General features: G+C 74.5%; 28 protein-coding genes and 1 pseudogene. 12 read left to right on the top strand and 17 right to left on the bottom strand.

All coding sequences use genetic code 11. The features are described from left to right. Positions 1-244 precede the first annotated feature (244 nt). Positions 245-886 carry a hypothetical protein gene (locus tag ABZW10_RS11995; RefSeq protein WP_355363060.1) on the top strand — a complete coding sequence of 214 codons (642 nt, stop codon included), beginning with the start codon at positions 245-247 and terminating at the stop codon, positions 884-886. A 4-nt stretch (positions 887-890) separates the two neighbouring features. After that, on the top strand, positions 891-1,556 hold the full coding sequence (locus tag ABZW10_RS11990; RefSeq protein ID WP_355363058.1) for an RES family NAD+ phosphorylase: 666 nt from the start codon (positions 891-893) through the stop codon (positions 1,554-1,556). A 348-nt stretch (positions 1,557-1,904) separates the two neighbouring features. Here ABZW10_RS11990 and ABZW10_RS11985 read toward each other — a convergent pair whose 3' ends face one another. Both ABZW10_RS11985 and ABZW10_RS11980 read right to left on the bottom strand, forming a co-directional pair. Then, a complete protein-coding gene (locus tag ABZW10_RS11985) occupies positions 1,905-2,450 on the bottom strand; it encodes a hypothetical protein (protein WP_355363056.1) in 546 nt (181 codons plus the stop codon). Positions 2,451-2,608: 158 nt separating this feature from the next. Then, a complete protein-coding gene (locus ABZW10_RS11980; protein WP_355363054.1) occupies positions 2,609-3,412 on the bottom strand; it encodes a siderophore-interacting protein in 804 nt (267 codons plus the stop codon). 207 nt (positions 3,413-3,619) lie between these two features. On the opposite strand from ABZW10_RS11980, the gene ABZW10_RS11975 reads away from it, so the two are divergent. After that, positions 3,620-3,997: an ASCH domain-containing protein gene (locus ABZW10_RS11975; protein WP_355363052.1), complete on the top strand. Its 378-nt coding sequence runs from the start codon at positions 3,620-3,622 to the stop codon at positions 3,995-3,997. A 6-nt stretch (positions 3,998-4,003) separates the two neighbouring features. On the opposite strand, the gene ABZW10_RS11970 is transcribed toward ABZW10_RS11975, so the two are convergent. Then, positions 4,004-4,810: an alpha/beta hydrolase gene (locus ABZW10_RS11970; protein WP_355363050.1), complete on the bottom strand. Its 807-nt coding sequence runs from the start codon at positions 4,808-4,810 to the stop codon at positions 4,004-4,006. A gap of 121 nt (positions 4,811-4,931) precedes the next feature. Here ABZW10_RS11970 and ABZW10_RS11965 point away from each other — a divergent pair, with 121 nt between their 5' ends. Then, positions 4,932-5,399, top strand: coding sequence for a hypothetical protein (locus tag ABZW10_RS11965; RefSeq protein WP_355363048.1), 468 nt, complete (start codon positions 4,932-4,934; stop codon positions 5,397-5,399). 271 nt (positions 5,400-5,670) lie between these two features. Here the strand turns inward: ABZW10_RS11965 and ABZW10_RS11960 are convergent, their stop codons facing one another. Together ABZW10_RS11960 and ABZW10_RS11955 are read right to left on the bottom strand one after the other, a co-directional pair. Further along, positions 5,671-6,108, bottom strand: a complete 438-nt coding sequence (locus ABZW10_RS11960) for a hypothetical protein (RefSeq protein ID WP_355363046.1) — start codon at positions 6,106-6,108, stop codon at positions 5,671-5,673. Positions 6,109-6,144: 36 nt separating this feature from the next. Further along, positions 6,145-7,170, bottom strand: a complete 1,026-nt coding sequence (locus ABZW10_RS11955) for an erythromycin esterase family protein (protein ID WP_355363044.1) — start codon at positions 7,168-7,170, stop codon at positions 6,145-6,147. A gap of 79 nt (positions 7,171-7,249) precedes the next feature. Here ABZW10_RS11955 and ABZW10_RS11950 point away from each other — a divergent pair, with 79 nt between their 5' ends. Next, a complete protein-coding gene (locus tag ABZW10_RS11950) occupies positions 7,250-7,996 on the top strand; it encodes a TioE family transcriptional regulator (protein WP_355363042.1) in 747 nt (248 codons plus the stop codon). A gap of 433 nt (positions 7,997-8,429) precedes the next feature. Next, positions 8,430-9,659, top strand: coding sequence for a hypothetical protein (locus tag ABZW10_RS11945; protein ID WP_355363040.1), 1,230 nt, complete (start codon positions 8,430-8,432; stop codon positions 9,657-9,659). Between the two features lie 186 nt (positions 9,660-9,845). Here the strand turns inward: ABZW10_RS11945 and ABZW10_RS11940 are convergent, their stop codons facing one another. The 4 genes from ABZW10_RS11940 to ABZW10_RS11925 all read right to left on the bottom strand — a co-directional run bounded on the left by ABZW10_RS11940 (position 9,846) and on the right by ABZW10_RS11925 (position 12,474). Continuing rightward, positions 9,846-10,388: an MOSC domain-containing protein gene (locus ABZW10_RS11940; protein ID WP_355363038.1), complete on the bottom strand. Its 543-nt coding sequence runs from the start codon at positions 10,386-10,388 to the stop codon at positions 9,846-9,848. A gap of 124 nt (positions 10,389-10,512) precedes the next feature. After that, positions 10,513-11,346 (bottom strand): class I SAM-dependent methyltransferase, encoded by an 834-nt coding sequence (locus tag ABZW10_RS11935; RefSeq protein WP_355363036.1) that lies wholly within the window; start codon positions 11,344-11,346, stop codon positions 10,513-10,515. A gap of 44 nt (positions 11,347-11,390) precedes the next feature. Continuing rightward, on the bottom strand, positions 11,391-12,131 hold the full coding sequence (locus ABZW10_RS11930; RefSeq protein ID WP_355363034.1) for a hypothetical protein: 741 nt from the start codon (positions 12,129-12,131) through the stop codon (positions 11,391-11,393). 4 nt (positions 12,132-12,135) lie between these two features. Next, positions 12,136-12,474 (bottom strand): putative quinol monooxygenase, encoded by a 339-nt coding sequence (locus tag ABZW10_RS11925; RefSeq protein WP_355363032.1) that lies wholly within the window; start codon positions 12,472-12,474, stop codon positions 12,136-12,138. A 96-nt stretch (positions 12,475-12,570) separates the two neighbouring features. Between ABZW10_RS11925 and ABZW10_RS11920 the strand changes: the two genes are divergently transcribed. Continuing rightward, positions 12,571-12,897 carry a helix-turn-helix domain-containing protein gene (locus ABZW10_RS11920; RefSeq protein WP_355363030.1) on the top strand — a complete coding sequence of 109 codons (327 nt, stop codon included), beginning with the start codon at positions 12,571-12,573 and terminating at the stop codon, positions 12,895-12,897. A gap of 37 nt (positions 12,898-12,934) precedes the next feature. On the opposite strand, the gene ABZW10_RS11915 is transcribed toward ABZW10_RS11920, so the two are convergent. After that, entirely contained in the window at positions 12,935-13,471 is a 537-nt protein-coding gene (locus ABZW10_RS11915; RefSeq protein ID WP_355363028.1) for a GNAT family N-acetyltransferase, read from the bottom strand. Positions 13,472-13,594: 123 nt separating this feature from the next. Here ABZW10_RS11915 and ABZW10_RS11910 point away from each other — a divergent pair, with 123 nt between their 5' ends. Beyond that, a complete protein-coding gene (locus ABZW10_RS11910) occupies positions 13,595-14,257 on the top strand; it encodes an RNA polymerase sigma factor (RefSeq protein WP_355363309.1) in 663 nt (220 codons plus the stop codon). After that, positions 14,254-15,030: a hypothetical protein gene (locus ABZW10_RS11905; protein ID WP_355363026.1), complete on the top strand. Its 777-nt coding sequence runs from the start codon at positions 14,254-14,256 to the stop codon at positions 15,028-15,030. Before ABZW10_RS11910 ends, ABZW10_RS11905 begins: the two co-directional genes overlap by 4 nt. Before the next feature lie 153 nt (positions 15,031-15,183). Here the strand turns inward: ABZW10_RS11905 and ABZW10_RS11900 are convergent, their stop codons facing one another. The 6 genes from ABZW10_RS11900 to ABZW10_RS11875 all read right to left on the bottom strand — a co-directional run bounded on the left by ABZW10_RS11900 (position 15,184) and on the right by ABZW10_RS11875 (position 20,199). Next, positions 15,184-15,846 (bottom strand): zinc ribbon domain-containing protein, encoded by a 663-nt coding sequence (locus ABZW10_RS11900; protein WP_355363024.1) that lies wholly within the window; start codon positions 15,844-15,846, stop codon positions 15,184-15,186. Positions 15,847-16,117: 271 nt separating this feature from the next. After that, positions 16,118-16,660 carry a hypothetical protein gene (locus tag ABZW10_RS11895; RefSeq protein WP_355363022.1) on the bottom strand — a complete coding sequence of 181 codons (543 nt, stop codon included), beginning with the start codon at positions 16,658-16,660 and terminating at the stop codon, positions 16,118-16,120. Then, positions 16,657-18,048: a hypothetical protein gene (locus ABZW10_RS11890; protein WP_355363020.1), complete on the bottom strand. Its 1,392-nt coding sequence runs from the start codon at positions 18,046-18,048 to the stop codon at positions 16,657-16,659. Before ABZW10_RS11890 ends, ABZW10_RS11895 begins: the two co-directional genes overlap by 4 nt. Beyond that, entirely contained in the window at positions 18,045-18,851 is an 807-nt protein-coding gene (locus ABZW10_RS11885; protein WP_355363018.1) for an ABC transporter ATP-binding protein, read from the bottom strand. Before ABZW10_RS11885 ends, ABZW10_RS11890 begins: the two co-directional genes overlap by 4 nt. Positions 18,852-18,877: 26 nt before the next feature. Next, positions 18,878-19,699, bottom strand: coding sequence for a zf-HC2 domain-containing protein (locus ABZW10_RS11880; RefSeq protein WP_355363016.1), 822 nt, complete (start codon positions 19,697-19,699; stop codon positions 18,878-18,880). Beyond that, positions 19,696-20,199, bottom strand: a complete 504-nt coding sequence (locus tag ABZW10_RS11875) for an RNA polymerase sigma factor (protein ID WP_355363307.1) — start codon at positions 20,197-20,199, stop codon at positions 19,696-19,698. The genes ABZW10_RS11880 and ABZW10_RS11875 overlap by 4 nt, the downstream gene beginning before the upstream one ends. A 167-nt stretch (positions 20,200-20,366) precedes the next feature. On the opposite strand from ABZW10_RS11875, the gene ABZW10_RS11870 reads away from it, so the two are divergent. Together ABZW10_RS11870 and ABZW10_RS11865 are read left to right on the top strand one after the other, a co-directional pair. Further along, positions 20,367-20,894, top strand: a complete 528-nt coding sequence (locus ABZW10_RS11870) for a MarR family winged helix-turn-helix transcriptional regulator (RefSeq protein ID WP_355363014.1) — start codon at positions 20,367-20,369, stop codon at positions 20,892-20,894. Next, the gene (locus ABZW10_RS11865) at positions 20,891-21,721 is read left to right on the top strand and encodes an alpha/beta hydrolase (protein ID WP_355363012.1); all 831 of its coding nucleotides are present in this window, start codon (positions 20,891-20,893) and stop codon (positions 21,719-21,721) included. Before ABZW10_RS11870 ends, ABZW10_RS11865 begins: the two co-directional genes overlap by 4 nt. A 207-nt stretch (positions 21,722-21,928) precedes the next feature. On the opposite strand, the gene ABZW10_RS11860 is transcribed toward ABZW10_RS11865, so the two are convergent. Next, positions 21,929-23,347 carry a helix-turn-helix transcriptional regulator gene (locus ABZW10_RS11860; RefSeq protein WP_355363010.1) on the bottom strand — a complete coding sequence of 473 codons (1,419 nt, stop codon included), beginning with the start codon at positions 23,345-23,347 and terminating at the stop codon, positions 21,929-21,931. A gap of 456 nt (positions 23,348-23,803) precedes the next feature. On the opposite strand from ABZW10_RS11860, the pseudogene ABZW10_RS11855 reads away from it, so the two are divergent. Then, positions 23,804-24,501, top strand: a pseudogene (locus ABZW10_RS11855) (peptidase M28); the annotation flags it as partial.

Raw genomic sequence — 24,501 nt, 5'->3', positions numbered from 1 at the left:
GCGCGAGTCGTGACCTGCGGCACGAACCGGGAACACGCCACATGACGAACGACCGCTCGCAGACCGGCACCGCCCCCGAGGTGCTGCTGAACGACCATCATGCCGCAGAACTGGCCTGATCCGTCCTGCCTTTGCGAATCCGAGATCACGGCCCGCGGAACGCCGCCACGCGCTACCCTGGCGGACGGCCGACAGGCGCGCGGCAGATCGGGCCGGGAGCGGGAGCGGGCGGGGGTGAGGGACGATGGTGCCGGAGGACGTGCTGGCAGCCCTGCGTGAGCACTGGGACGAGATCTGGGACCTCCTCGACGAACCGTCCCGGGCCGGACTCCGGGCGCTCGCCGCGGACACGAGCGGCGATCCGGAGCGCATCGCGCGCAAGGTCCAGCGACTCGTGCGCGCCGCCCTTCCCGACGGGCACCCGGTGCGTGAGCTCCTCGACGACAACGTGCGCTACGCCCGGGGCGGCGACGTGACGGCGTCCGGCGCCCTGGCGGTCGGCGTGGGCAACCTCGGGGCGCTGCTCCTGGGCCCGCCCGCGCCGCCCGACGACGCCGACGACTGGCTGCTCGCCGCGGACTCCGTCACCGCCGCGGACTACCGGGCGGGCGGGCACGACCCTGCCGACCCCGACCTCATCCGGCTGACCGACCGCCAGGGCACCGTCCGCCTGCCGTCGTTCCAGTTCGACGGCGACTCCGGCCGCCCGCTGCCCGTCGTCGTGGCCGTCAACCGCCTGCTCGACGCCGACGACGACCCGTGGGGCGTGGCGGACTGGTGGCTGGGCGCCAACGCCTGGCTGGACACCGTGCCCGCCCGTCTGCTGGGAACCGCCGGTGAGCACACGCTGCTCGCCGCCGCCCGCGCCGAGATCGCGGAGTGGTGAGGGCATGCCCGACGTGAAGGTCCCCGCCCCGACCGTGCGCGCCACCCCGCACCGCGACGTCCTGCCCGCCGGTACCGTCCTGCACCGCGTGCACCTGGCGGCGTACCCGGCCACCGCGTTCAACCCGAACCCCTCCGACACCCACTACGAGGGCGGGCGGTTCTGCTCCTACCAGGGCGACGGCGCCCACCTGCCGTACCTGTACGCCGGGTTCTCCGAGCGGACGGCGGTGATGGAGACCCTGGTGCGCGGCGTCCCGTTCGACGAGCGCGGCTGGCGGCGGATCCGGCGTGCCGCGGTGCGGAGCAGGGTGCTGTCGCGGATCGAGACCACCTGCGACATCCCGCTGGTCGGCCTGATGACGCTCGACCAGCTCGCGGCCGTCCACCAGGACGAATGGCTGATCCACTCCACCCCCGACGCCTACCCGCGCACCCGCCGTTGGGCGGCCTGGATCCGCGGCCAGGCGCCGTGGGCGCACGGGCTGCGGTGGCCGTCCAAGCGGGACCTGGGGAGCAGCGCCTGCATCCTCTACGAGCGCGGCGACGCGCCCGCCATGGTCAAGCCGACGGGCGCGGCGCCCGTCGCGCTGGACACCGCCGAGGGTGCCGAACTGCTCAACCGCCTCCTCGCCCCGGCCCGCACCCGGATCGACCCGCCGCGCCAGTAGGGGCGTGGCGGAAGCCGGCCGGTTCGGCCTTCACCGGCCTTCACCGGCCTCCAGCGATCGCCCGCTTCCGCCGTCCCCTCCGCATCTTTGCAAAGTGTCACTTTGCAAAGTTCTGACGGATACCTCCAGGTCAGCGCGCCAACGCAACCGGTGGGGCTCGGACTTTACACTTTGCAAAGTGTGAGACTTTGCAAAGTGCACGACGCGCTGGGTGCCGCCCCGCCCGGACGGGGGCCGGGCGGGGCGGGTCCTCGGGTTGCCGCGCTTCCGGGCCACCCGGCCACCCGGCTGCCCGGCTGCCCGGCTACGCGGGCACGCGGTCGCGTCGTCTCGCGGTCACGGTCGCGGTCACGGGCAGAGGCGGCCCGGGCGGCACTCGGGGTCGGTCGGGTCGGAGCCGCCGGGGCGGTAGTTGGACCACCAGAGCGGGGTGCTGCCCGAGTAGATGACCAGGTTGCCGCTGTTCTGGATGGCGAGGTAGGCGCCCGGGTGGTACGGCGTCCGGCTGTTCCACACGGCGCGCATGGCGGCGTCGTACGCGACGAGGTTGCCGTCCGCCTGCATGTAGAGGTAGGTGCCGACGCCGTACGTGCCGACGGCCGTCCAGATGGCGACGTTGTTCTTGTACAGCACCACATGCCCGTCCCACTGCTGGAAGAGCACGGTGCTGCCGTCGGGCGAGGACCAGCTCTCGCCGCGGTTCAGACCTGCGGTGCCCTGGATGACGGTCTGATCGGCGTCGGACACCGCGGCGGCAGCGGTGGCGGCGGGGGCGCTCGCGGCCGGGGCGCCGTCGGCGGCCTGGGCGGCGGTGCCGCCCAGCAGTCCGGCCGCCATCAGCACGGCACCGAGGGCGACACCGGTGCGGGGAACGAGGGAACGCGCGATCCTCATGACGGACACTCTCCTCAGGTCACTTCTCCTGGTGGCGGGTTGCCTCGAAGAGTCTCACCGCGCGCGGGGCGGCCGGGCAAAGCCCTTCGACGCTCCTCGAATCCGGACTCGACCACGCCGGGCCGCTCGGGCCGTGCCCGCCCCACTCCGCGCCAGCCTCACTCCGTGTCCGCCTCCACCGGCTCGTCGGCGCGCTGGTCCTCGGTGCGGCCGAGCCGCCAGTAGCCCATGAAGCAGACGGCGCGCCGGTCGTAGCCGCGTTCGCGCACCAGGTGGCGGCGCAGCTCACGGACGGCCGCCGCCTCGCCCGCGATCCACGCGTACGGCGCGCCGCCGGGCAGTTCGGCCGCGCGGACGGCGTCGGGGAGGGTAGGGGTCCCCGGGGCGCCCCGGTGCAGCCAGGTGATGTCGGTGCCCGGCCGGCCGGCGGGCAGATAGGCGTGCTCCCGCGGCCCCTCGACCTCCGCGAAGACCTTCACCGGCAGGCCCGCGGGCAGTTCGCCGAGGATCGCGGCGACGGCGGGCAGCGTGGACTCGTCCCCTGCGAGCAGCACCCAGTCCGCCCCGTCGGGCAGCCGGAACTCGACGCCGCCGGCCTCCTCGACCGCCGGCCCGTAGACGATCACCCGGTCGCCGGGCGCCGCCGTCACGGCCCAGCGGGAGCCCGGTCCGTGGTCGCCGTGGACGGCGATGTCGATGTCGACCTCGTCCGGGTCGTGACGCCGCGCGCGGACGGTGTAGGTGCGCGGTACCGGGCGGACGGCCGGGTCCATGGCCTGCCAGCTCCGGTACCAGCCGAACTCCTCCTCGCCTTCGGGCACCACCAGGGGTTCGGTCTGCCCGGGGAGGGGCAGCAGGAGCTTCACCCGCTGGTCGAGGCCGCCGTTGACGAATCCGGCGAGGGCGGGACCGCCGAGGGTGATGCGGGCCATGTGCGGGGTGATCCGGGTGGCCCGGACCACCTGGAGCGGGAAGAGCAGGAAGCGCGCGGGGGCGCTGGTGCTGGTCAGGGCCGTCTCCTCTCACCTTGATTTAGGTAAGGCTAACCTATCTAACGAGGCGTTCGTCCCCAGCCGCCACCCCGGACCCCCTATCGTCAGGTGGAGACGATCAACCGGTCGGCGGCACTCGGAAGGGGCGATGGCGGAATGTGGCCACGGGTCAATGGCATGCGGTCGATGGAACTCGGCACTCCTGGAGGACTTCGGGCCGAGCTGAACTCCCTGGCCCTGGCCGGTCGGAAGACCGCCACCACCGGCCTGCTGGCGGAGTACGCCGAGGAGGCGGAGGACCTGGAGCACCCCGGTGAGCGGCTGGTGCTGCTGGACGACGACGGACGGCCCGTCGGGGTCATCGAGATCACCGGGGTGGAGGTGAAGCCGTTCGCCGAGGTCGACTGGGAGCATGCCCGGGCGGAGGGGGAGGGCGACGCCTCGCTGGAGGAGTGGCGCGCCGGGCACCGCGGTTTCTGGGAGCGCGAGGGCAGCCGGGTGGAGGACGGCACCCCCGTGGTCTGCCTGGCGTTCCGCCTGGTCGAGGCTCCGTGACCGCCGTCAGTCGGCCAGGAAGCCGGTGACCAGGCCACGGAAGGCCGTCGGCTCGTCGACCCACGGCCAGTGTCCGCTCCCGGTGAGCACCTCCAGGCGTCCGGCCGGGTAGCAGGACGCGACGTGGCGCGGCTTGTCGACGCCCGCCACCCCGTCCTCGGCCCCGGCGACCACGAGTACCGGGCACCGCACGGCGGCCCGTCGGGCGGCCTCGGTCGCCGCGGCCGCCTCGGAGGCCGGCCGCACGTAGAAGGCCTCGCGCAGCCACGACGGCGGCTGCGGCCAGTCGCCCCCGGCCTCGTGGTGCCGACGCGCCGCCTCCGACCAGGCGCCGTAGTGCCAGGGCTCCGCCCCGGCCGCCACCGCCTCGGCGGTGCCCGGATCGGCGGCGCGCCGGGCCCGGATCGCCGCCACGTCCGGTTCGTCCGCCTCCCGGGAGACCAGGCCGGCCGGGGTGACGAGGACGAGCCGGCCCGTGTTCTCCGGGTGGTCGGCCGCGAACGCCTGAGCGGTCAGCGTGCCGGCCGAGTGGGCCAGCACGTCCAGGTGTTCGATCCCCAGCCGCCCCCGCAGCTCCTCCAGGTCGCGGGCCTGCGCGGTGAACGCGCAACCGGCCCGGTCCGCCGGGGTTTCGGAACGGCCGGCGGCCCGGCCGTCCAGCATGATCAGCGTGCGGAACGCGTCCAGTCCGCCGAGGCTGCCGAGGTCGCGGACGTCCGCACCCGGCCCGCCCGCCAGGCAGAGCAGCGCGGGGCCCGTCCCGGTGACCTCATAGAACAACGTCGTTCCGTCATATGACGTGAAGTGCGGCATCCGGCCATCCTCGCAGAGAAGGTCACACCCGCTCAGGCGGCGGCGTGTTGACCGTGGGTGAGGAGGGGCTTGGGCCCTGGCAGACTGGGCGGCCCTGGCAACTCCCCGCGAAGGGCGACACATGACCGACGAGCCACCAGCGCCCGAGCCGCCGTCCGACCCGCCGCCGGAGGAAGGTGGCAGGAGAAAGCCCCTGGGTCGGCGCATCGCCGACCAGTGGAAGAACCTCAGGCCCGCCGAACGGGCGCGTCTGATCGGCGTGGCCGCCGCGGTGGTCGGAGGCGTCATCGCCGTCGCCGTCGCCCGTGGAACCGCCGACGACGAATCCGACGATCCCGACGATCCTGACGACCTCGACGGCCTCGACGGCCTCGAATACGCCTATGGCATCGCCGAGTTCACCCCCGACTTCGACACGGCCGACATCGACGTGCCACGGTGGCCGCCTTACAGCGGACCGGTGAGCGGCTACTGGCGCTACCAGTGCCTCAACCCCCGTGGCCACGCCTACGGCAACTGCGAGCACGAGCTCCGGTGGGTGGACGACTACACCAAAGGCCCCGCCGACGAACCACTCACGGTCGACTGAGGGCGAACGACCCCGGAGTGGGAAGTCGGGCCCGCCGACTTCCTGCTCCAGGGCCCCGGCCAGGGGGCGGCGTGTTGGCCGTGGGTAAGGAGGGGGAGGGTGCGGCCGAGGGTGGCGAGGGGCCTGTTGGGTGCGGGCGTTGTGGGCGGGGCTGAGGAGGGTGGGCAGGTCGCGCGGGTCGGCGAGGCGGGCACCGAAGAGGTCGCTGCGGTGGAGGCCGGTCCGGGCATGCGGGGCGCGCCACCCGCGCCGGGGAGTTCGACCGTCTCCGTCAGTAACGCTCGACCCAGGCGGCGGTGCTGTTCATCACCTCGGCGGCCTCCTGAGTCGGGGATCCGGTGAGGAGGTTGCCGGTCTGCGGGTCGTAGGCGCTCAGGCCGGTTTCCTCCTCCACGATCGCGGCCAGGGCGTGCACCAGCGCCATCACCCGCTCGGCCTGCTCGCCCTGGTGCCAGTAGGGCACGTTCATCATCACGTCCCCGCCGCGCACCGACAGCTGGAGGCCGGACGCGTGGTGGTCGAGGCCGAGCCACCGCTCGTTCCCGCCCACCTCCGCGTCACCCAGCAGCTCGAGCGCCCTCGGGGTGATCCGCTGCCATGCGTCGACCAGGTCCTGCGGAACGGTCGTCCGCTGGTCGCTGCCGTCGGCCGCGATCGCCTCCCACAGGGGATACCGGCGCAGGTCGAGGAAGGACACGTCGTAGCTCATGGGTGTTCACCGTAGTGGCAGCCTCCGACAACCGGCTCAGCCCGCCTCGGAACCACCGCCCTCGACCTCCAGCAGCAGATCGGCGTCGGCGAGCGGATGCTCCTCCCCCACCGGCTCCAGCCGCCACGGTCCCGGCCGGCCGAGGCCTCCCGCCACGAAGAAGTAGTCCTCCCCGCCCACCAACGCGGCCACGATCCGGCCGGCTCCGTTCCAGGTCACGTCCTTCTCTCCCATCCGCCACACGCTCGGGTTCCGCCGGAGGTGGGCGTCGTGGGCGAACACGAACGTCCCACCCCTCCCGGCCTCCAGGCTCCGGATGTCGAGCAGGTTCCGGGCCATGATCTCGTCCCTGGCCCCCAACAGCCCCGCGAGCCGATCGCTCGGCTCCATCGGCCGCGCCGCCTGCCGGTGATACCTCAACAGCCCCGCCCCCGCCGTCAGATGCGTCCTCGCCACCTCCCACTCCGCCCTCGACGTGGCCGCGATCAGCTCCGCCGCGCGGGCGTGCAGCCGGCCGAGCAGATCGTCGGCGACCGCCCGCAGCCGGTCCGCCTCCGCCGAGGCGCCCGGCGACATCGCCGCGTCCATCACCGCCTCCGTCCGGCTCCACCACTCGTCGTCGCCGACCAGGGCCACCACGTCCAGGTCGATCCCCAGGTAGTCACGGGCGTGTTCGAGGTACGGGCGGGGGCTCGGGGCCGAGGCGTTCTCGGTCGGGGCGTCGAAGCCGTGGAACGCCAGGCGCTCCTCCACCGGCCGGGTGCGGTTGTACTCGCGCATCCACGCCACCAGCCGCCGGTTCGGCTCCTGCTCGCCGAAGCCGTGGGTGAAGCCGTCCCGCATCACGTCCTCCAGCGACCCCACCCCCTCCCGGACGTAGGCATCGACCGTCAGCGCCGCCACCCGGTCGGTCTCCAGCACGATCGAACGGAAGCCGTGCCCGACCAACTGGGCGAACAGTTCGTTGCGGGCCCGCCCGAAGGCCGGCTCCTGGTGCGTCGGCTCCCCGTACGCCACCAGGCCGCACGACGAGGGCAGGAAGTCTCGGATGTCCTGTGTCATGAGCCTCAAGCGTATCTCTGAAAGAGCGGTTGAGACTTTTGCGGTTCTCGACTCGAGGAATCTCTTATAAAGTCTCAAAGTGGTCAGCAACCCCGGTAACCCCGGTAACCCCGGCAGCAAACGGACGACCCTGCGCCCCGCCGACCTCGCACGCGAGCACGGTCTCTCCCCGCAGGCCGTCCGCAACTACGAGCAGGACGGCTTCCTCCCGCCCGCCGAGCGGACGGCCACCGGATACCGGATCTACACCGAGCTGCACGCGACGGCGCTGCGCACCTTCCTCGCGCTCGTGCGGGCCTACGGGCACCGGACCGCCGGCGCGATCATGAACGCCGTGCACGACGGGCGCACCGACGACGCCCTGACCGCCGTCCACGGCGGGCACACCCAGCTGCTCCGCGACCGCGAAACCCTCACCGCCGTCCGCGCAGCCGTCGACCACCTCGCCACCGTCACCGTCCCCGTCACCGGAGACCCCGCCGGCCCCCTCCCCCGCAGCATCGGCGAACTCGCCCACCGCCTCCGGCTGACCCCCGCCACCCTGCGCACCTGGGAGGCGGCCGGCATCCTCCGACCCGCCCGCGACCCCGCCACCGGCTACCGCGTCTTCCACGCGAGCGACGTTCGCGACGCCGACCTCGCCCACCTGCTGCGCCGCGGCGGCTACCGGCTCCAGGACATCGCGGCGGTCGTCGAGCAGATCCGCACAGCAGGGGGCACCAGCGCCCTCGCCGCCACCCTCGCAGGCTGGCAGCAACGCCTGACGGACCGCGGCCTGGCGATGCTGAACGCCGCCGCGCACCTCCACAACTACCTTGCGCGGTAGCGGGTTTCATCATTCGCGCACCGAAGCGGAATCCACTGTCGCACAGGCGGGGGCTCTCCTGCTCACGGAGGGCTCACGCCGAACCGGCGTCCACGGGTGGGGGAACCGGCACGCCCGGAAATACCCGGTCTCGCGGTGTTCGTCATCGACATGCCGGAATGGCCGAGCCCGCCCGTCGGCCCTGAACTGCGAGAACGCGAATACAGCATGTCCATGACGGAGGGGGGCGTCGCCTTTCTCTGCGCTCCACTCCCCTCCCCCATCGCCGGAAATAGATGAATGGCCGTCAATTCATGGCAGATTCCGGCAAGTGGGGAGCACCTCGGATCTTCCGGGAACCTTTCCGAACCCCCTCCTCCGCGCAGCGCGATTCGGCTAGGTTCTCCTCCAGCGAACAGACGTTCGCACTCGGTGATACTCCTAGGGGGGACGTATGAAGAGGTCGCTGAAGGCTGCCCTGGTCAGTGCTGCCACGGTGGTGACGGTCACGGCTGTGGTTCCGGGCTCCGCGTTCGCGGCGAGCCCGCTGCCGTCGCTGTCGGACATCCAGATCGCCTCGATGGCGCCGGCCGAGCAGGCGAAGCTGCTCAACCCGCTGCGCGCGCTGGCGAGCGCCGCCGACGCGGTCGGCAAGGCGGATCTGGCCGGTGTCTACGCCGGTGTCGAGCTCAACGCGGGGGCGCACACGGTCAACGTCTACCTGACCGACCGGAGCGAGGCGAAGCGGTTCCTGGCGGCGGCCAAGGCCGCCGACCCGAGCATCGACACCAACCTGGCCCGGATCAAGCAGGCCAAGTACACGCGCCAGGCGCTGCACGAGGCCCGTGATCGCGTCCTGGGGGCGAAGGGCGAGTACGGCAACGAGCTCGACAGCGTCTCCGTGCCGTCCGACGGCAGCGGGCTGCGGATCGGTGTGAAGAACGTCGAGCGCGCCAAGCAGAAGGCGGCTGCGAGCCGGGCACTGACCGCGAGCGACCCGGCCGGCGTCGACACGGTCCTGGAACCCTCCACCGAGGGCTCCGACATGTCGCGGCTGCGGGACACCCCGGCGTGGATCGCGGGTGAGGCCCTCACCGACGCGGGCTGGGGCAGCGGGCACAAGTGCACGTCCGGCGTGCCCACCCGGCGCAAGTCGGACAACCGCTCGTTCCTGATCACCGCCGCGCACTGCTTCTCCGACGGGGCCTCCGTCTACACGGGGTGGGAGAACGGCGGCCGGAACTACCTCGGGAACGTCGTGGCACGCGCCGACCAGTGGGACGCGATCGCGATCGACGTCCAGGGCACCGGCTGGACGGCCGGCCGTGAGTGGGACGGCCCGGTCAACAACTCCTTCACCCTGACGCTGACCAGCTCGGCGTACTCGTACAACGGTGACTTCGTCTGCCAGGACGGCTACACCACCGGCGTCATGTGCGGCATCAAGGTCGTGGACCAGGACAAGTCCTGGACCGGCAGCAACGGCGTCGGCCACCGCGGCGTCGAGGGCACCCAGGTGAGCGGCTACACCGCGATCCAGGGCGGTGACAGCGGCGGGCTGGTGTTCAGCATCACCGGCGACACCCGCCAGGCCCGCGGCATCAACAGCTGGGGCGGCGGGACCACCATCCGCTGGACCGAGGTCGTCGACATCTACAACACCTGGGGCCTGCAGCTCGCCTGAGCCGGCCTCGTGAACACCTGAGGTTTCCCCCGGGCCGGACGCGGCCCGGGGGAAACCCGCTGCTCAGCGCGGGAACGGCGCCCGTGCCACCAGGAGTCGCGGCGCGCCCGGTCCCGCCACCGCGCTCGCCCCGGCGGACCGCGGCTACGCGCGCCCGGTTCCCAAGGTCGTCCGCCAGGCCCTGCCTCAGACGCATTCGAGCGGGCGGTGCGGTCCCTCCGGCAGCTCGATCTCGATCGTGTCGCCGGGGCGGACCGGCCCGCCCTCCCGGACCACTCCCATGATCCCGGCCTTGCGCACCACGTTCCCGGCCTCGTCGCGGCCGAGGACCTGCTTCAGCAGGCCGGCCTGGAAGCGGTCGATCTGCAGGCACGGGTTGCGCAGGCCGGTGACCTCGACCACCGCCTCCGCGCCGATCCGCAGCAGCGTGCCGGTCGGCAGGCCGAGCAGGTCGATGCCGCGCGTGGTGACGTTCTCCCCCAACTGCCCGGCCGCCACGGCGAATCCCTGTTCCCCCACCACGGTGAACAGCTCCTCGTGGATGAGGTGGACCTGCCGCAGGTTCGGCCGCGTCGGGTCCTTCGCGACGCGTGACCGGTGCTTGACGGTCACCCCCGCATGCACGTCGCCCTCCACCCCGAGCCCGGCGAGCAGCGTGATGCTGTCGCGGTTCGGCTTGGTGAAGGAGTACTCCCCGTTGCCGCTGACCGCGGCGACCGTGCCACTCATCCGTGCGAAACCTCCCACTGGGGGCGATGATCCACCCCACATCCTAGGCCCGGCTTCGCGACCGCCCGGGTCGTGCACGATCGTTTTCGGCCTCGACCCGCCCCCCGTTCCGGGCGGTGCGGGGTCAGTCGGCCACGGCCCGCACGGGCTCCGGGACCTCGACGACGAAGAAGAGGAAGCTCATCTTGGTCGAGAGGTGATGGAAGTCCTTGGGGAACAACTCACGGGCGGCCGGGTCGGGTTGGGGTTCGCTGAGGGTGGTGAGGCGGAAGCCGGCCGCGGTGAAGGCGTCGGTCATCGCGTGCAGCGGGCGGCGCCAGAAGGTCACCGGGTAGGTCCGGCCGTCGAACGTCCACTCGTCGGTGTAGCTGGTGGTGGCGAAGTAGTCGGGCCGGGGGTTCTGGATCGCGTAGTCGACGAACGGGTGCTGGACGGAGGCGATCAGGCGGCCACCGGGCCTGAGCACCCTGCGCATCTCGGCGAGCGTCGGCCCCCAGTCCTCCAGGTAGTGCAGCACCAGCGAGGCGACCACGTCGTCGAAGGCCCCGTCCTCGAAGGGCAGTCGGTCACCCAGGTCGCCCACGTGCAGGTCGGCGTCCTCGCCGAGGCGGCGGCGGGCCAGCTCCAGCATGCCGGCGCTGGAGTCGATGCCGGCCACGGTCGCACCGCGCTCGCGCAGGTCGGCGGAGAGGGCGCCGGAGCCGCAGCCCGCGTCCAGGATCCGGCGGCCGGCCACGTCCCCGGCGAGGGCGAGGATCGCGGGCCGGGCGTGGTAGGCGTTGAGGAGGTTGTTCTCGGTCTCCGCCGAGAACGCCTCGGCGAAGCCGTCGTAGTCGTTCACCCGGGCCGGGGCGGGCAGCTCGGGCTCGACGGAGAGTTCGGGCTCGACGGAGAGTTCGGCGGGCGGCTCCGCGGCAAGCTCGGCGGGGGTCTCGGGCGCGTCGGTCAAGCGGTCCATCGTCGCAGCCTAGCCTGCCGCGGCGGGCCGGGGCGGGCGGTCGATCAAGGCCGCTGCGCGGGGCCGTTCGGGACCGTGGCCGCGACCTGACGCAGCACCACCGTCGAGGACGGCATGACCGCGTACCAGGTGTTGGCGGTGTCGTCCTCGACCGGCGCCCAGGCGGCCACCACCGGGAGTTCGCAGTGGTCGCCGGGCTCCAGGGGCGGCAGGGTCCACGTCATGTCGGGGCCGCCGCCGGCGTCGACACCCCAGGTGGTGAACGAACGCGCGTACACCTCGTCGAGCAGCGCCGTCCACCGCCGGGGGGCCTCGCGCGTCGCGGCCGCCCCGCAGATCGCCTCCTCGTCGTGACCGCCGACGGTGAGGCGGGTCCGCTCGCCCTCGACGGTGAACGCGGCCAGTGCCTGGCCGCCGTCCCAGCCCGAGTCGGCGCCGGCGGGCAGCGGAGTGGGCAGCGACGCCGAGAACCGCACCCGCCGCAGCGGCACCCGGGCGTCGATCCGCCAGACAGCCGCCCGGCAGTCGGTCAGCGGCCCCCAGGTCCCGGGGTCCAGCTCCGGGTCGTACGCGGTGAGCAGCAGTTCGACGCGGGCCGAGGGGCGGATCCAGCGGGCGATCAGGCGGCCGTCCGGGCCGGGCAGTGTGAAGAGTTCGTCGGGCCGCGCCGGGAGGAGGGCGGCGTCCCCGAGGTCCGTCTCGAAGGCGAGCGGGCCGAACGGCGTGTCGACGGTCGGCCGGAACGGCGGCCGCAGACGGATGCGCGGGACGGCGGGGAGCAGCATCGCGTCAGCGTACCGGGGCGGTGCGCCGCTCGGGGGACTCGTACGGGCTGTGCATGGTGAGCCAGCGGATCTCCAGGTCCTGCTCCAGGTAGTCCATCCGGTGCTCCCAGAAGTCGCGCATGTGGGGCAGGGCGAGGTGGGCGTCCAGGTCCTCCTCGCTGCGCCAGGCCTCGTAGAAGACGAAGACGCCGGGGGCGTCGCGGTCCTCGTGGAAGTGGTACTCCAGGCAGCCGGGCTCCTGGCGGGTCGGCTCGACGAAGGAGAGCAGGAGCCGGCGCAGGTCGTCGACGCGTTCGGGCTTGGGGCGGGCGGTGCCGACGAGGGTGAAGGGCTGCTGGGTCACGAAGGGTCCTTTCGGGAGGTACGAGTGATCTCGTACCTCGGGACGTTAGGCGGCCTGGGAGGTACGATGCAAGTCATACCTGGGAGGTGGACGACGATGCCCGACGACGAGGGGCACCCGGACACGGCGGAGATCGAGCTCGGCCGCGTCCTGGCGGCACTGGCCGACCCGCTGCGGCGGCGTGTCGTGCGGGAGCTGGCCGCCGGACCCGAGGACGGCGCGCGCACGTGCAGTTCCTTCGCCCTGCCGGTCGGCAAGGCCACGGTCACCTACCACTTCCGCACGCTGCGCGAGGCCGGGCTGGTCCGCCAGGTCGACCGGGGCAACAGCCGGATGGCCACCCTCCGTCGCGCCGACATCGAGCAGCGCTTCCCCGGGCTGCTGGCGATCCTCACGGCCGAGGAGCCACCGGCCGCGGAGTGACCGGCGGCGGAGTGACCCGCGTGATGCGAGCGACCCGTCAGAACCGGGGCGGCGCGATGCGGAACAGGACGTTGCGGCGCAGCGGACCCTCGGGCGCGCCGGGGTCGTCGAAGTCCTCGGACGGGTCGGTGGTCATGCCGATCCGGCGCATCACCGCCTGGGAGCGGAGGTTGCCGGCCGTGGTGACGGCGAGGATCTCGGGCAGGGCGAGCGTCTCGAAGCCGAAGGCGAGGACCGCCCGCGCCGCTTCGGTGGCGTAGCCGTGACCCCAGGCCGGGCGGGCGAGCCGCCAGCCGATCTCCACGCCCGTGAACGGCAGGCCGTCGTCGACGTCGTCCAGGCCGGCGAAGCCGATGAACTCCCCGGTGGCCCGGACCTCGACGGCCCACCAGCCGTAGCCGCGCCGGTCGAGGTCGGCTTCGAAGCGGGCGACGGAGGCGTCGCTCTGCTCGCGGGTGAGGATCTCGCCCAGGTGCTCGCGGACCTCGGGGTCGGCGTTCATCGCCGCCCACGGTTCGCGGTCGGCGTCACGCCACCGGCGCAGCAGGAGGCGGTCGGTGTGCAGGTCGGTCATGCCGCCCAGCCAACGTGATCGCGTCCTCGGGAGCAAGTGGGTTTCGCCGGCGCCCGGCACAGGCGCCAGGGAATGTGGCGCGGGTCACGGCAACGGCGCGGCGCGGGGGGACAGGGCATGGCTGTGGAGAATTCGATTCGCGCCGGGGTGCGCGCCGGCGACGCGGCGACGTTCGGGCAGATCTTCGAGGATCACTCCGGCGCCGTGCACCGGCATGCGCTCCGGATGACCGGCGACTGGGCCGCCGCCGAGGACATCGTGTCGCTGACCTTCCTGGAGGCGTGGCGGCTGCGCGAGCGGGTGGCGCCGGAGGGCGGGAGCCTGTGCCCCTGGCTGCTGGGCATCGCGACCAACGTCATCCGCAACACCCGGCGGGCGGCGCGCCGGCACCGCAACACCCTCGCCAAGCTGCCACCGCCGGACGCCACGCCCGACTTCGCCGCCGAGGTCGCGGGCCGGCTGGTGGACGCGGAGCAGCTCGCCGCGGCCAAGGCCGCGCTGGAGCGGCTGCGCCCGGCCGACCGGGAGGTGTTCGCGCTCTGCGTGTGGGAGGGGCTGGACCACGCGGCCGTCGCCGAGGCGCTGGGCCGGCCGGTGGGGACGATCCGCTCGCGTCTCTCGCGCGCCCGGGCGCGGCTGCGTGAGCTGACGGAGCGCGAGTTGGCGACGTCCCGCTCGGAGCGCTCCGCCCGTTCGGCAGCTCTGCTGCAACGCCCGGGCGGCGGCGGACAGTTCACAGATGGCCGCGCGCTCGCGGCCCGGTCGACGAAGGAGACTTCCCGATGAACGCCACACCCGAGGGCCTGTCCCAGCAGGCCGAGCGGGAGGAGCTGGCCCGGCTGCTGCCGGCCGCGGCGGCCCGGGGGCTCTCCCCGCACCGCCACCTCCTACGGAAGGAACATCTGATGAACGCCCTCACCAAGGACGCGCTCCCCGCCCCGGCGGTCCGTCGACGCGGGCTCGCCCTGCGCCTGGCGCTCCCGGTCGGGCTGGCCGTCGCGGCGGCGGGTATCGCCCTGAGCTCCCTCCCCGGCGACCCGGCCGGCCGGGGCGGGTCCGCGGCGGCGCCTGCCGTGCCGGCCACCACGTCGCCCGCGGCCTCGCCGAGCCCGCTCGAGCGGATCACCAACGCCACCTACGAGCTCGCGAAGACCGACGACCGCATCACGATCGTCGTTCTCGACAGCACGACGCCCGTCGACACCGGCCGGCTCAAGCGCGACCTCGACCGGCTCGGCATCCGCACCCGGGTCTTCGGCGACGAACCCGGCTGCGGGTCCCTGGAGTCGATGGTCACGCCCGTTCCCAAGGACGCCGCGGGAAAGAACCCGGTGTCCCCGGTGTCCCCGGTGTTCATCGAGGCGTCGACCCGCGACGGCAGGACCGTCTACTCCATCGACCGCAGCAGGCTCGATGCCGGAGGGGAACTGCTCCTCCACTTCCCGGCCGCCCAGCCCGGACCGGGCGGTGACTTCGGCGGCCTGGAGGCCGGCGTCCTGTTCGGCGCCGCCGGCTGCGCGCCCTCGGTGAGCCCTGTCCCCACCCCGTCGGCCGGCTGAGGCCGCACCGCGTGCCCGGAGCGGGACGTCGGATCCGCCGACTTCCCGCTCCGGGCACCAGCGGGTCGACGCCGCCGAGCCGCGACAAGGCCGCGCCGACCGGCCGGTCAACGCGACCGCCGCGAGCGGCCGGTCAACGGCGGTCGGCACCGGTCAGCGGCGCGTCCCGCAGGTCGGGCAGAAGGCGGACCCGTCCGGCACCTCGTTGTGACAGCCGGGACAGGTGGACGGCTGCGCCAGTCGGAACCCGCAGGCCCCGCAGAACGCCGTCCCGCGCGACTCCGCCCGGCACTGCGGGCAGACCAGTTGGCGCGGAGTGGTGACGTCGTACGCCTGCCCCGCCTGCTGGCCGACCTGGTACGCCTGCTGCGACACCATGTCGTTCAGGCCGCGCTGCTGGGCGGCGACGGCCTCCGCCGCGGTATCGGGCGAACAGCCCAGGCACAGGCCCTGGGCGCTGTTCCAGCACCGGCCGCACACGTAGTGGGTGCAGCGCGCGCAGCGGTTGAAGTGCGCCTCGGCGTTGCTGATCGCCCGCTGGAAGGCAGCGTCTCTGGAGGTGCCCCAGTTGGCACCGGCCAGGCCGTCCGCGGCGTTGGAGATGCTGTTGCTCGCGGTGCCGCCTATCAGGTTCCAGGCCGCGCTGACGCCCCTGCTCAGCCAGCCGGCCATCTGGCCGGTGGTGAACGCCTCGAACGGCGAGCGCCAGGTGTCGTAGCACCGGGCGCAGGAGAACTCGAACTGGAACCCGGCTCCCGTCCCGTGCTGCTCGCTCAGGTCCCGGTAGTTGTTGCTGAAGTAGATCTCGCCGCTCATCGCCCGTTCCACTCAGTTCGCCTGTTGACGCGTCCAGCCGTTGGACGCACGCCACCGTCCCGCCGGTTCTGCCCGATGGTGCGGATGGGCCTGGTGGGACGTGTCGCACAGGCTATAGCGGGCCGCGTCACCGCCGGGAGGACAACCCCCGGGCGCGGGCATGCTCATGGGCATGACGCCTGAGCGGGGTGGCACGCCGCTCAGGTGTCGGATCCCCGGCAGGGCCGCCGGCTCCGGCCGGCGAATCTCCGGCTCAGGTCACCGGCTCAGGTCACCGGCGCCGGGGGCCGGCCAGGGCGTAGGCGGCGGTGCCGGTGGCGGCGAGGGTGAGGGCGGTGACAGTGGCGGGGGTCGCGTCGGGCGGGAGGAGGGGCCAGGTGAGGATCCGGGTCGCGAGGTCCGGGGCGGGCGGGACGACGAAGGAGGCGGCGAGCCCGGTGAACGGGAACAGCCAGGCGTAGGGGCGCCCGCAGCAGGCGGCGCCGAGGGCGGCAAGGCCGGTGAGGCCGGCGCTGTCGCGGACGGTGACGGCGAGGGGGCCGGGCGGCAGCACGGCGGCGACGAGCACGATGGCGAGCAGGACGTGCGCCGCCCGGCGGGGTGCCCAGCGCAGGGCGGCGGTGCGGTCCAGGGCGAGGTCCGGGCCGCCGAATCCGGCGGAGAGCGCCATCGCCCCGGCGGCGAGGAGAAGGGTGGACAGCCGCGGGCTCGCCGGGTCGGCGTCGCCGAGCCGCGCGAGGGCGGCCGACAGAGCCAGGGCGGCGAGCGCGGCGGGCAGCCGGCGCGAGCGCGCGTACAGGATCGGCCATCTCACCGGGACGCACCGCCGGCCAGGACGTCGAGCGGGTCGTCCGTGCAGGCGACGGCGGCGGTGTGCAGGGCGACGATCCGCTGCCGCTGCTCCGCGGGCGGCAGCGCGCTGAACGCCCGCCAGGCCGGGGCCGCCAGCTCGGCCTGGTCCTGCGCGCGGTGCATCGTCCCGTCGAGCGGCCGCGGTTCGTCGCCGAGGGCCCAGGCCGCCGCGATGCTCTGGGCGACCGTCTCCGGCAGTGTGCCGCTCTCCCGGTCGCCGCGGGGGCTGCAGAGCGGGGCGATGCCCTGGCCGACCAGCGCCCGGGTCAGCTCCGGTCCCCCGGCGGCGCCGATCACCGCGTCGTCGAAGTCGACGAGCAGTGCCTCGTACGGGCGTTCCGGTGTGTCGCCGATGGCGCGCGGGGTGGTGGTCTCGTGGACGGTGGCCGGTGCCCGGTCGCCGAGGGCGCCGCGCAGCAGGCCCAGGGCGTCCCGGCCGGGGCCGGCCAGCTCGTCGAGGCGGGCCCGGTGGGCCGCCGTCACGCACACCGGGCCGTCGCACACCCGCGTCGTCGCGGCCCGGTCGAGGACGTAGGTGTCGCGCGGGTCGGCCGGGAGCAGGGGCAGGGCGAGCGCCGCGCCCGCGAGGAGCGGGGTGAGGGCGAGCAGCCGGGCGCGCCGGGTGCCGGCGGTCAGCAGGGCGAGGCCCGTCCCGGCGAGGCCGAGCAGCCAGAGGGTCTGTCCGAGGTGCACGGGAGCGGAGAGGGTGAAGAGGGTCTGGCGGACGTCGGCGACGGTCGGCGACAGGAGCGAGAGCCGGTTCGGCACGGCGGAGGCCGGGACGGCGGCATCGGTCGTCTGGCGCAGGACGTTGGTGAGCGCGAAGCCGGCGACGGCCAGGGCGGGCGGGGTGAGGGCCGAGGGCAGGGTCCGGGCGACCCCCACGCCGAGGACCGCCCCGGCGGCGAGCGCGAGCGCGCCCACGAGCGAGATCGGCAGCCAGCCGGCGCCGGTGGACGCGGCGCCGCCGGCGAGCACCCGCACCGCGCCGAGGAGGACGAGCACCCCGAAGGCCGCGGCGACGGCCAGGGCCGTCGGGGCGACGAGGGCGGCGGCACGGTGGCGGGCCGGCCGCGGGGTGGTGGCGAGCAGTTCGACGGTCCCCGAGCGGTGGTCGCGCAACCCCTGGAGGGCCCCGAGGCCGAGGGCGAGCGGCCACAGGAACACCAGCAGGTGCCGGGTCCACAGGGCCATGGACGTCCACTGGGCCGTCCAGCGGGTGGTGCCCGTCGACCACGGCCCGTGGGCGAGTTCCAGGAAGGCGAGTGCGGCCGCCAGGACGACGGCGCCGGCCCAGGGGGCGACGGAGCGGCGCAGTTCGGTGCGCAGCACCCGCGACGGGAGGTTCACCAGGCACCCCCCGTCGGCGCGGGGGCGGCGAGGAGCGCCGAGTAGCCGCGCTCCAGCGGGCTGTCGCCCGCGTGCTCCGGGCCACCGGCGGCGGCGAGCCGGTCCGGGGTGCCCTGGAAGACCAGACGGCCCTCGGCGAAGAGCACCACGTCGGTGCAGGCGGCTGCGACGTCCTCCACGAGGTGGGTGGAGACGACCACGCAGGCGTCCGTCCCGAGCTCCTGGAGCAGCTGGCGCAGCCGCAGCCGCTGCGCCGGGTCCAGGCCGACCGTCGGCTCGTCGAGCAGCAGCACCGCCGGGTCGTTGACGATGGCCTGGGCGATGCCGGCCCGCCGCACCATGCCGCCCGACAGCGCCTTCATCCGCTCGTCGGCGCGGTCGGCCAGGCCGACCCGCTCGACGGCGCGCTGCACGGCGGCCGGGACGTCGGCCGCGGGAACCTCCTTCAGCCAGGCCATGTACTCGACGAACTCCCGTACGGTGAAACGCCGGTAGTAGCCGAAATCCTGTGGCAGGTAGCCGATCCGGCGGCGCAGCGCACGGTACTCGCCCGGCCCGCCCAGGGACTGCCCGAGCAGTTCCAGCTCGCCACCGGCGGGGCGCAGCACGGTGGCCAGGGCGCGGATGAGGGTGGTCTTGCCCGCGCCGTTGGGGCCGAGCAGGCCGTGGACGCCGGTGCCGAGGGTCAGGTCGAGGCCGTCGACGGCCATCCGTCGGCGGCCGGCCCTGACCTTCAGTCCGTTCGCGCGGATCTGCCAGGCGTGGCGGGTGGGGGCGAGGTCGGCGGTGCTCACTGCGGGCATCGTGCGGCTCCTGTTCTTCCGGAGGTTCAACGGTTCGGCCCCTGTGCGGTGTAGGCGCCCCGGCGGGTGAGGACGATGACGGCGCCGAGCGCGAGGAGCAGGCCCCAGCCCCACTGCGGCAGGCCTTCCGCGCGCAGGACGGAGGGCGTGTGGCCGGCGGCCAGGGCCTGCGCGGACACGGCGGCGGCCCAGGCGGCGGTCAGGGCGAGGGCGGCGCGGGTCATGCCGATCAGCCCGCCGAGCGCAAGGGCGGCGGAGGTGAACGCCAGGCAGGGCAGCAGCCACTGCGCGGCCGTCAGCCCCGTCGCCCAGCCGGCCGCGAACAGGGCGGGGATCACCACGGCGAGCACGGCGACGGTGCGGCGCAGCAGCAGTGGCAGGCCGGCCCTCGGGGTGGCGGCGGTGAGTTCGTGGGCGGGGTCGAGGCCGCGGGACCAGGAGAGCGCCACGCCGCCGACCGGCAGGACGGGGGCCAGGAGCAGAACCAGGGAGATCCGGCCGGAGCCGGGGCCGGTGAGGTCCAGCAGCAGGGCGAGCAGGGTGACGGCGAGGACCATGGCCAGCCACGGGGTCATGGCGGGGGTCGTCCACGGGGAGAGACGGGCGGTCAGGCGGCGGCGGGCGGGAACGGCCCGGTCCAGCTGTGGGGCGAGCCCGTCCCAGACGGCCTCGGTGAGCGCCGCCACGGCGGGCGCCCCGGTGGTGACGGCGGCCGACAGTCGGTCGCGGCAGGTCCGGCAGGCCTCCAGGTGGGCCTCCAGGGCCCACACCTCGTCGGTGGCGAGGCCGGCGGCGCCGCGCGCGTAGCCGTCGATGAGCCGTTCCGACGCGTGTTCCGTGCTGCTCATGCCAGTGCCTCCCGCATCGCGGTCCGCGCCCGGCGGGCGCGGGTCTTGACCGTGCCCTCGGGGAGTCCGAGGACCACCGCGGTCTCCCGGACGGACAGTCCGTCGAGCACCATCGCCTGGAGGACGTCCCTGAGTTCGGGCGCGAGGCGCCGCAGGGCGTCCCCGACGTCACCGCCGACGGTCGCCACCAGTGCCTCCTCCTCGGCGGCGGGCGCCACCCGGTGCGGGGCGGCGGCGGCCGGCGGCTCGGCGTGGTGGGCGCGGCGCCGGAAGGCGTCGACCAGGCGGCGGGCGGCGATCGTCCACAGCCAGCCGACGGCCGTGCCGCCGGTGCGGGTGCCGGTGAAGGATCCGGCCGCCCGCCACACCGCGAGGTAGGTCTCCTGCATGACCTCGGCGACGATCTGTTCGTCGGCGCAGCGGCGGCGCAGCCGCACGGCCAGCCACGGCGACGTACGGCGGTACAGCTCCTCGAAGGCGACCCGGTCCCCCCGGGCCACCCGGCGGAGGAGGCCTTCCTCGTCCAGTTCCTGCGGCGGTGCCGCCTTGGCGCGTTTCACACCTGCTAGACGGACGGACGGGCCCGCCGGTTTTCGAGGAGACGTGATCCCGGTCACGTGAGCCGCGGCGGGTTCACGGATGACACCGTTGATGTCACAATGACACCATGAGTGTCAGTCAGGGGGTCGACGGCGGCGGTCCGGCCGTGGAGGGGCTGCTGCACGAGGTGATCCGGCGGCTGTGGCCGGTGCACCGGGTGGTCCTGCGGGCGGTCGAACGCGGGCTGGCCGGGACCGGCATGACCGCCGGGCAGCACGCGGTGCTGGACGCGCTGCGGCGCGGCGGGCCGCGGACCGTGCCGCAGCTGGCGCGGGCGCTGGACCTGGACCGGCAGCCCGTGCAGCGGCTGGTGAACGACGCCAAGGCGCTCGGGCTGGCCGAGACCGTCGCCAATCCGGAGCACCGGCGCTCCTCGCTGGTGCGGCTCACCGCGCGGGGCGAGAGCGTGCTCGCCCGCGTCCAGGAAGCCGAGCACGGAGCGCTGCGGCGCCACCTCGGCGATCTGGACCCGGACGAGGTCGCCACCGCCCTGCGGGTGCTCGACCGGCTCGGCGAGGTGTTCCAGGAACTGGAGCGAGCGGCCGAGAAGCGCAATCGAAACGACCGGAACGATCAAGGAGCGGACGGAACATGACCGAAGCGCGCACCGGCACCGTACCCGTCACGGACGGCGAGCTGTCCTACGAGGTCGCGGAGGGCGCCGGACCGGCCGTCGTCCTGCTGCACGGCGGCCTGCTGGACCGGCACAGCTGGGACGAGCAGTTCACCCGGCTCGCCGCCGCCGGCCGGCACGTCGTGCGCTACGACGCCCGCGGACACGGCCGCTCCTCCACCGTCGGCGGCGACTACGCCCACCCCGACGACCTGCGGGCCCTGCTCGCCCACCTGGACGTGCCGCGCGCCGTACTGGTCGGGCTCTCGCTCGGCTCCCGGATCGCCCTGGACACCGCGCTCACCCACCCCGCGTCCGTGGCGGGCCTGGTGCTCACCGCGCCGGGCGTCAGCGGACGACCGTTCACCGACCCCTTCGTGACCCACCACACGGAGCAGCAGATCGCCGCACTGGGCGCCGGCGGCGAGCAGGGCGTGGGCCGGTTTGTGGAGCACTTCCTGCGGATGTGGGCGGACGGCCCGCACCGCTCCCCCGCCCAGGTGGACGGCGCGCTGCGGGAGCGGCTGCGCGCCTCGGTGACCGCCAACGTGCTGCGCCACGCGGCCGGCTTCGGCGCCGGGCGCCCGCGGGAGGCCGGCGCGGCCGGGCGCCTCGGCGAGCTGAGGGCGCCGACGCTGGTCCTGACCGGCGAACTGGACGGCGCGGACATCCTGGCCAACGCCCGCGCCATAGCCGACAGCGCCCCGCACGCCCGCGAGCTGGTCCTGCCCGGCGCCGCGCACATGGTCCCGCTGGAGTGCCCCGACCTCTTCGAACGCGAGCTGGACGGCTTCCTCGCCGCCCTCTGAAGGAAGGCCTACCCGGCGGGCGCGCCCGGAAGGTCCTCGGGGGCCCAGGGCCCGCCGGTCCTCGCCGTGACGGACCTCGCCGGCACGCCGACGGCCAGGACGGTGCCGCCGAGCAGCAGGCCGATCGAACCGGGGACGCCGGCCGAACGCTCCCCTTCGCGACAGCCCCGACGTGGCCGGCAGCGGTGACGGGAGTCCCCGGCCCGCTCAGCCCGCGAGGCCGTGGCCGACCAGGCGGCTGCGCAGGCCCGCCAGCTCGCGCCGGACCAGCGGCGGCAGCCCGGCCTCGCCGTCGCCCGCCGCCAGGACCGACCGGACCAGTTCGGCGGCGGCCCGCGGGTCGTGCGCGATCAGGTGGCAGTCGGCCACCCGGACGGTGAACAGCAGGCGCAACGAGGGCAGTTGGTCGGGAGCGAGCAGGGCGAGCGCGGTCTCGGCGGCGTGCACGGCGCGCCGGGCGAGCCGGGGGTCGTCGACCGCCGCGGCGGCGTCGCGCAGGGCGGCGGCGGTGCCCGCCTCGACCCGCAGCCGCATCGAGGCGATGGAGAGCCAGGCGGCGTCGGACTCGTCGTGGACCCCGATGTGGTCGAGATGGTGGCGGGCGCGGGCGATGTGACGGACGGTGGACCGCACGTCGCCGGTCATCGCGTGGGCACGGGCCAGGCCGATCTGGCCCATCGCGCCGGCCCAGTGCCGGGCGGGGGCGACCCGGACGATCTCGTGGGCGTAGCCGAGGGCGGCGCCGGGGTCGCCGTCGAGGCGGGCGAGGAAGCTCATGTCGCTGAGCGCGGCGACCTGGGTGGCGGCGTCCTCGGCGAGTTCGGCCCAGCCGAGGGCGCGGGAGAAGCAGGCCATCGCGGTGGCGTTGCGGCCGTCCTGCATCCGCAGCGCGCCGGCGGCGTGGGCGTACTCGCCGGCGAGCCGGGCGAGCGGGCGGCGGGTGGGGCCGGCCGGGTGCACGGCCAGGCGGCGCAGGACGACGCGCAGGGTGTCCTCGACGGCCTCGGTGCCGGGGGTGCCGGGGCCGTCGCCGGCCCGCAGGTGGGCGGCGAGCAGGCCGGCGAGGGCGTGCACGGTGTCGGGGTCCAGCGGTGGCGCGGCGGCCGGGTCGGCGGCGCGGAAGGCGGCGTGCAGGACGGCGAGGTCGGCCGGCGGGGGGACGTCGCAGCCCGCGGCGTCGTGGAGCGGACAGAGCAGCCCGTAGTCGGGGAGGCGGACCGGCAGTTGGGGGGCGAGGCCGGGCGGCAGGGCGGGGACCAGGGCGGCGACGGGCGGGCCGGGCAGCGGGGCGCGGGTCCAGTCGCCGGGGGCGGTCGGCGGCTCGGCGGGGGCGGGGGCGGCCGGCGGCCCGGCCGGTACGGGCAGCGCGCCCTCCTCGGCGCGCCGGCAGGCGTCGCGCAGTTCGCCGCCGGCGAGCAGCAGGTCGTCGAGGCGGTCGGCGATCCGGGGGCTGGTGCGGCGGGTGCCGTGTTCGAGCTTGCTGACCGCGGTGTGGTCGTAGCCGATCTCGGCGCCGAGCTGGGCCTGGGTGAGACCGGCACGACGACGCCACTGGCGCAGGCGAAGCCCGAAGGCCCGCCAGGCCTCGTCCTCGGCGGGCTTGGTCGACGCCCGGTTCCGGTGCACGGGGCTGCCCTCCCGAGTGCGTTCCGGGCCCTCCCGGTAGGGAGGTCCGCTGAGGAGGACGGTACTGGACGAGGGCCTCCGGCGTACATGAGATGGTCTCAACCACTTTCGGTTACTGGTCTCTACCTCTTCCCCCTTTGGTCTCAACCTCTCCAGGCGCCGGCCCCGACCTCCCCCGCCGCCCCGGGCCGGGCCGGGCCGCCGCCTCCGACCTGCCCGGACGCCCCGTCAGGCCTCAATTCCCGGCCTGGAAAAGGTTCCTGACGTCACTTGACGGAACTTGCCAACCGTCCGCAGCGCACGCCCGGACCGTTGACCGGGCCATGACGGCGTGTGAGGGTTCCGGCACCCGAGCGCGGACGCCCGCACCCAGCCGCCCCCCAAACGGCCCCGCGGTGAGCGCCCTGACGGCACACCGTCCGCGATCGAGCACCCCCACGTTCGAGGAGCCTCGGAATGAAACGCAGATTGCTGACGGCGGGGACCACCCTGGCCGTCGTGGCCGGCATGCTGACCGCCACCGCGGTCGGCCAGGCCGCCGCCGACCCCGGCCCGGCCGTCTCGGCGCCGCCCAGCGCCCTGGCCGCCGCCGTCAACGCCGCCGACCAGGCGGCCGCGGCGGGCCTGGACGCCCTGGCCAAGGGCCCGGACGAGACCTATGAGCGCCAGTCCGTGACCCCCTGGCTGGGCGGTCTCTACTCGGTCGCCTACCAGCGCAGCTACAAGGGCCTGCCGGTGGTCGGCGGCGACGCCGTCGTGCTCGCCGACGGCCAGGGCAAGGTCCGCGGGCTGCAGTCCGCCTCCTCCGGCCCGGTCGGCGTGCCCACCACCGCGCTGGTCAGCGCCGCCGACGCGGAGAAGACCGCGCGCACCAAGCTGGCCGAGGTCGACGGCGTGCAGTCCCGCCGCCTGGTCGTCCGGGTCCAGGACGGCGCCGGCCGGCTCGCCTGGGAGACCGTGCTCACCGGCAGCAACGGCAGCGCCCCGAGCACCCTGCACGTCTTCGTCGACGCCCGCAGCGGCGAGGTCGTCGACAGCTACGACGACGCCCGCGCCGGCACGCTCAACTCCAAGTGGAACGGCCCGAACCCGACCATCAACACCACGGGTTCCGGCAGCTCCTACTCGCTGCGCGACCCCAGCCGCCCCGGCCT

It is taken from the genome of Kitasatospora sp. NPDC004723 (genome assembly GCF_040609255.1).
In the GTDB taxonomy this organism is placed as follows: Bacteria; Actinomycetota; Actinomycetes; order Streptomycetales; family Streptomycetaceae; genus Kitasatospora.
The sequence above is the reverse complement of the archived record's forward strand: the minus strand, read 5'-3'. Positions and strand labels throughout refer to the sequence as shown.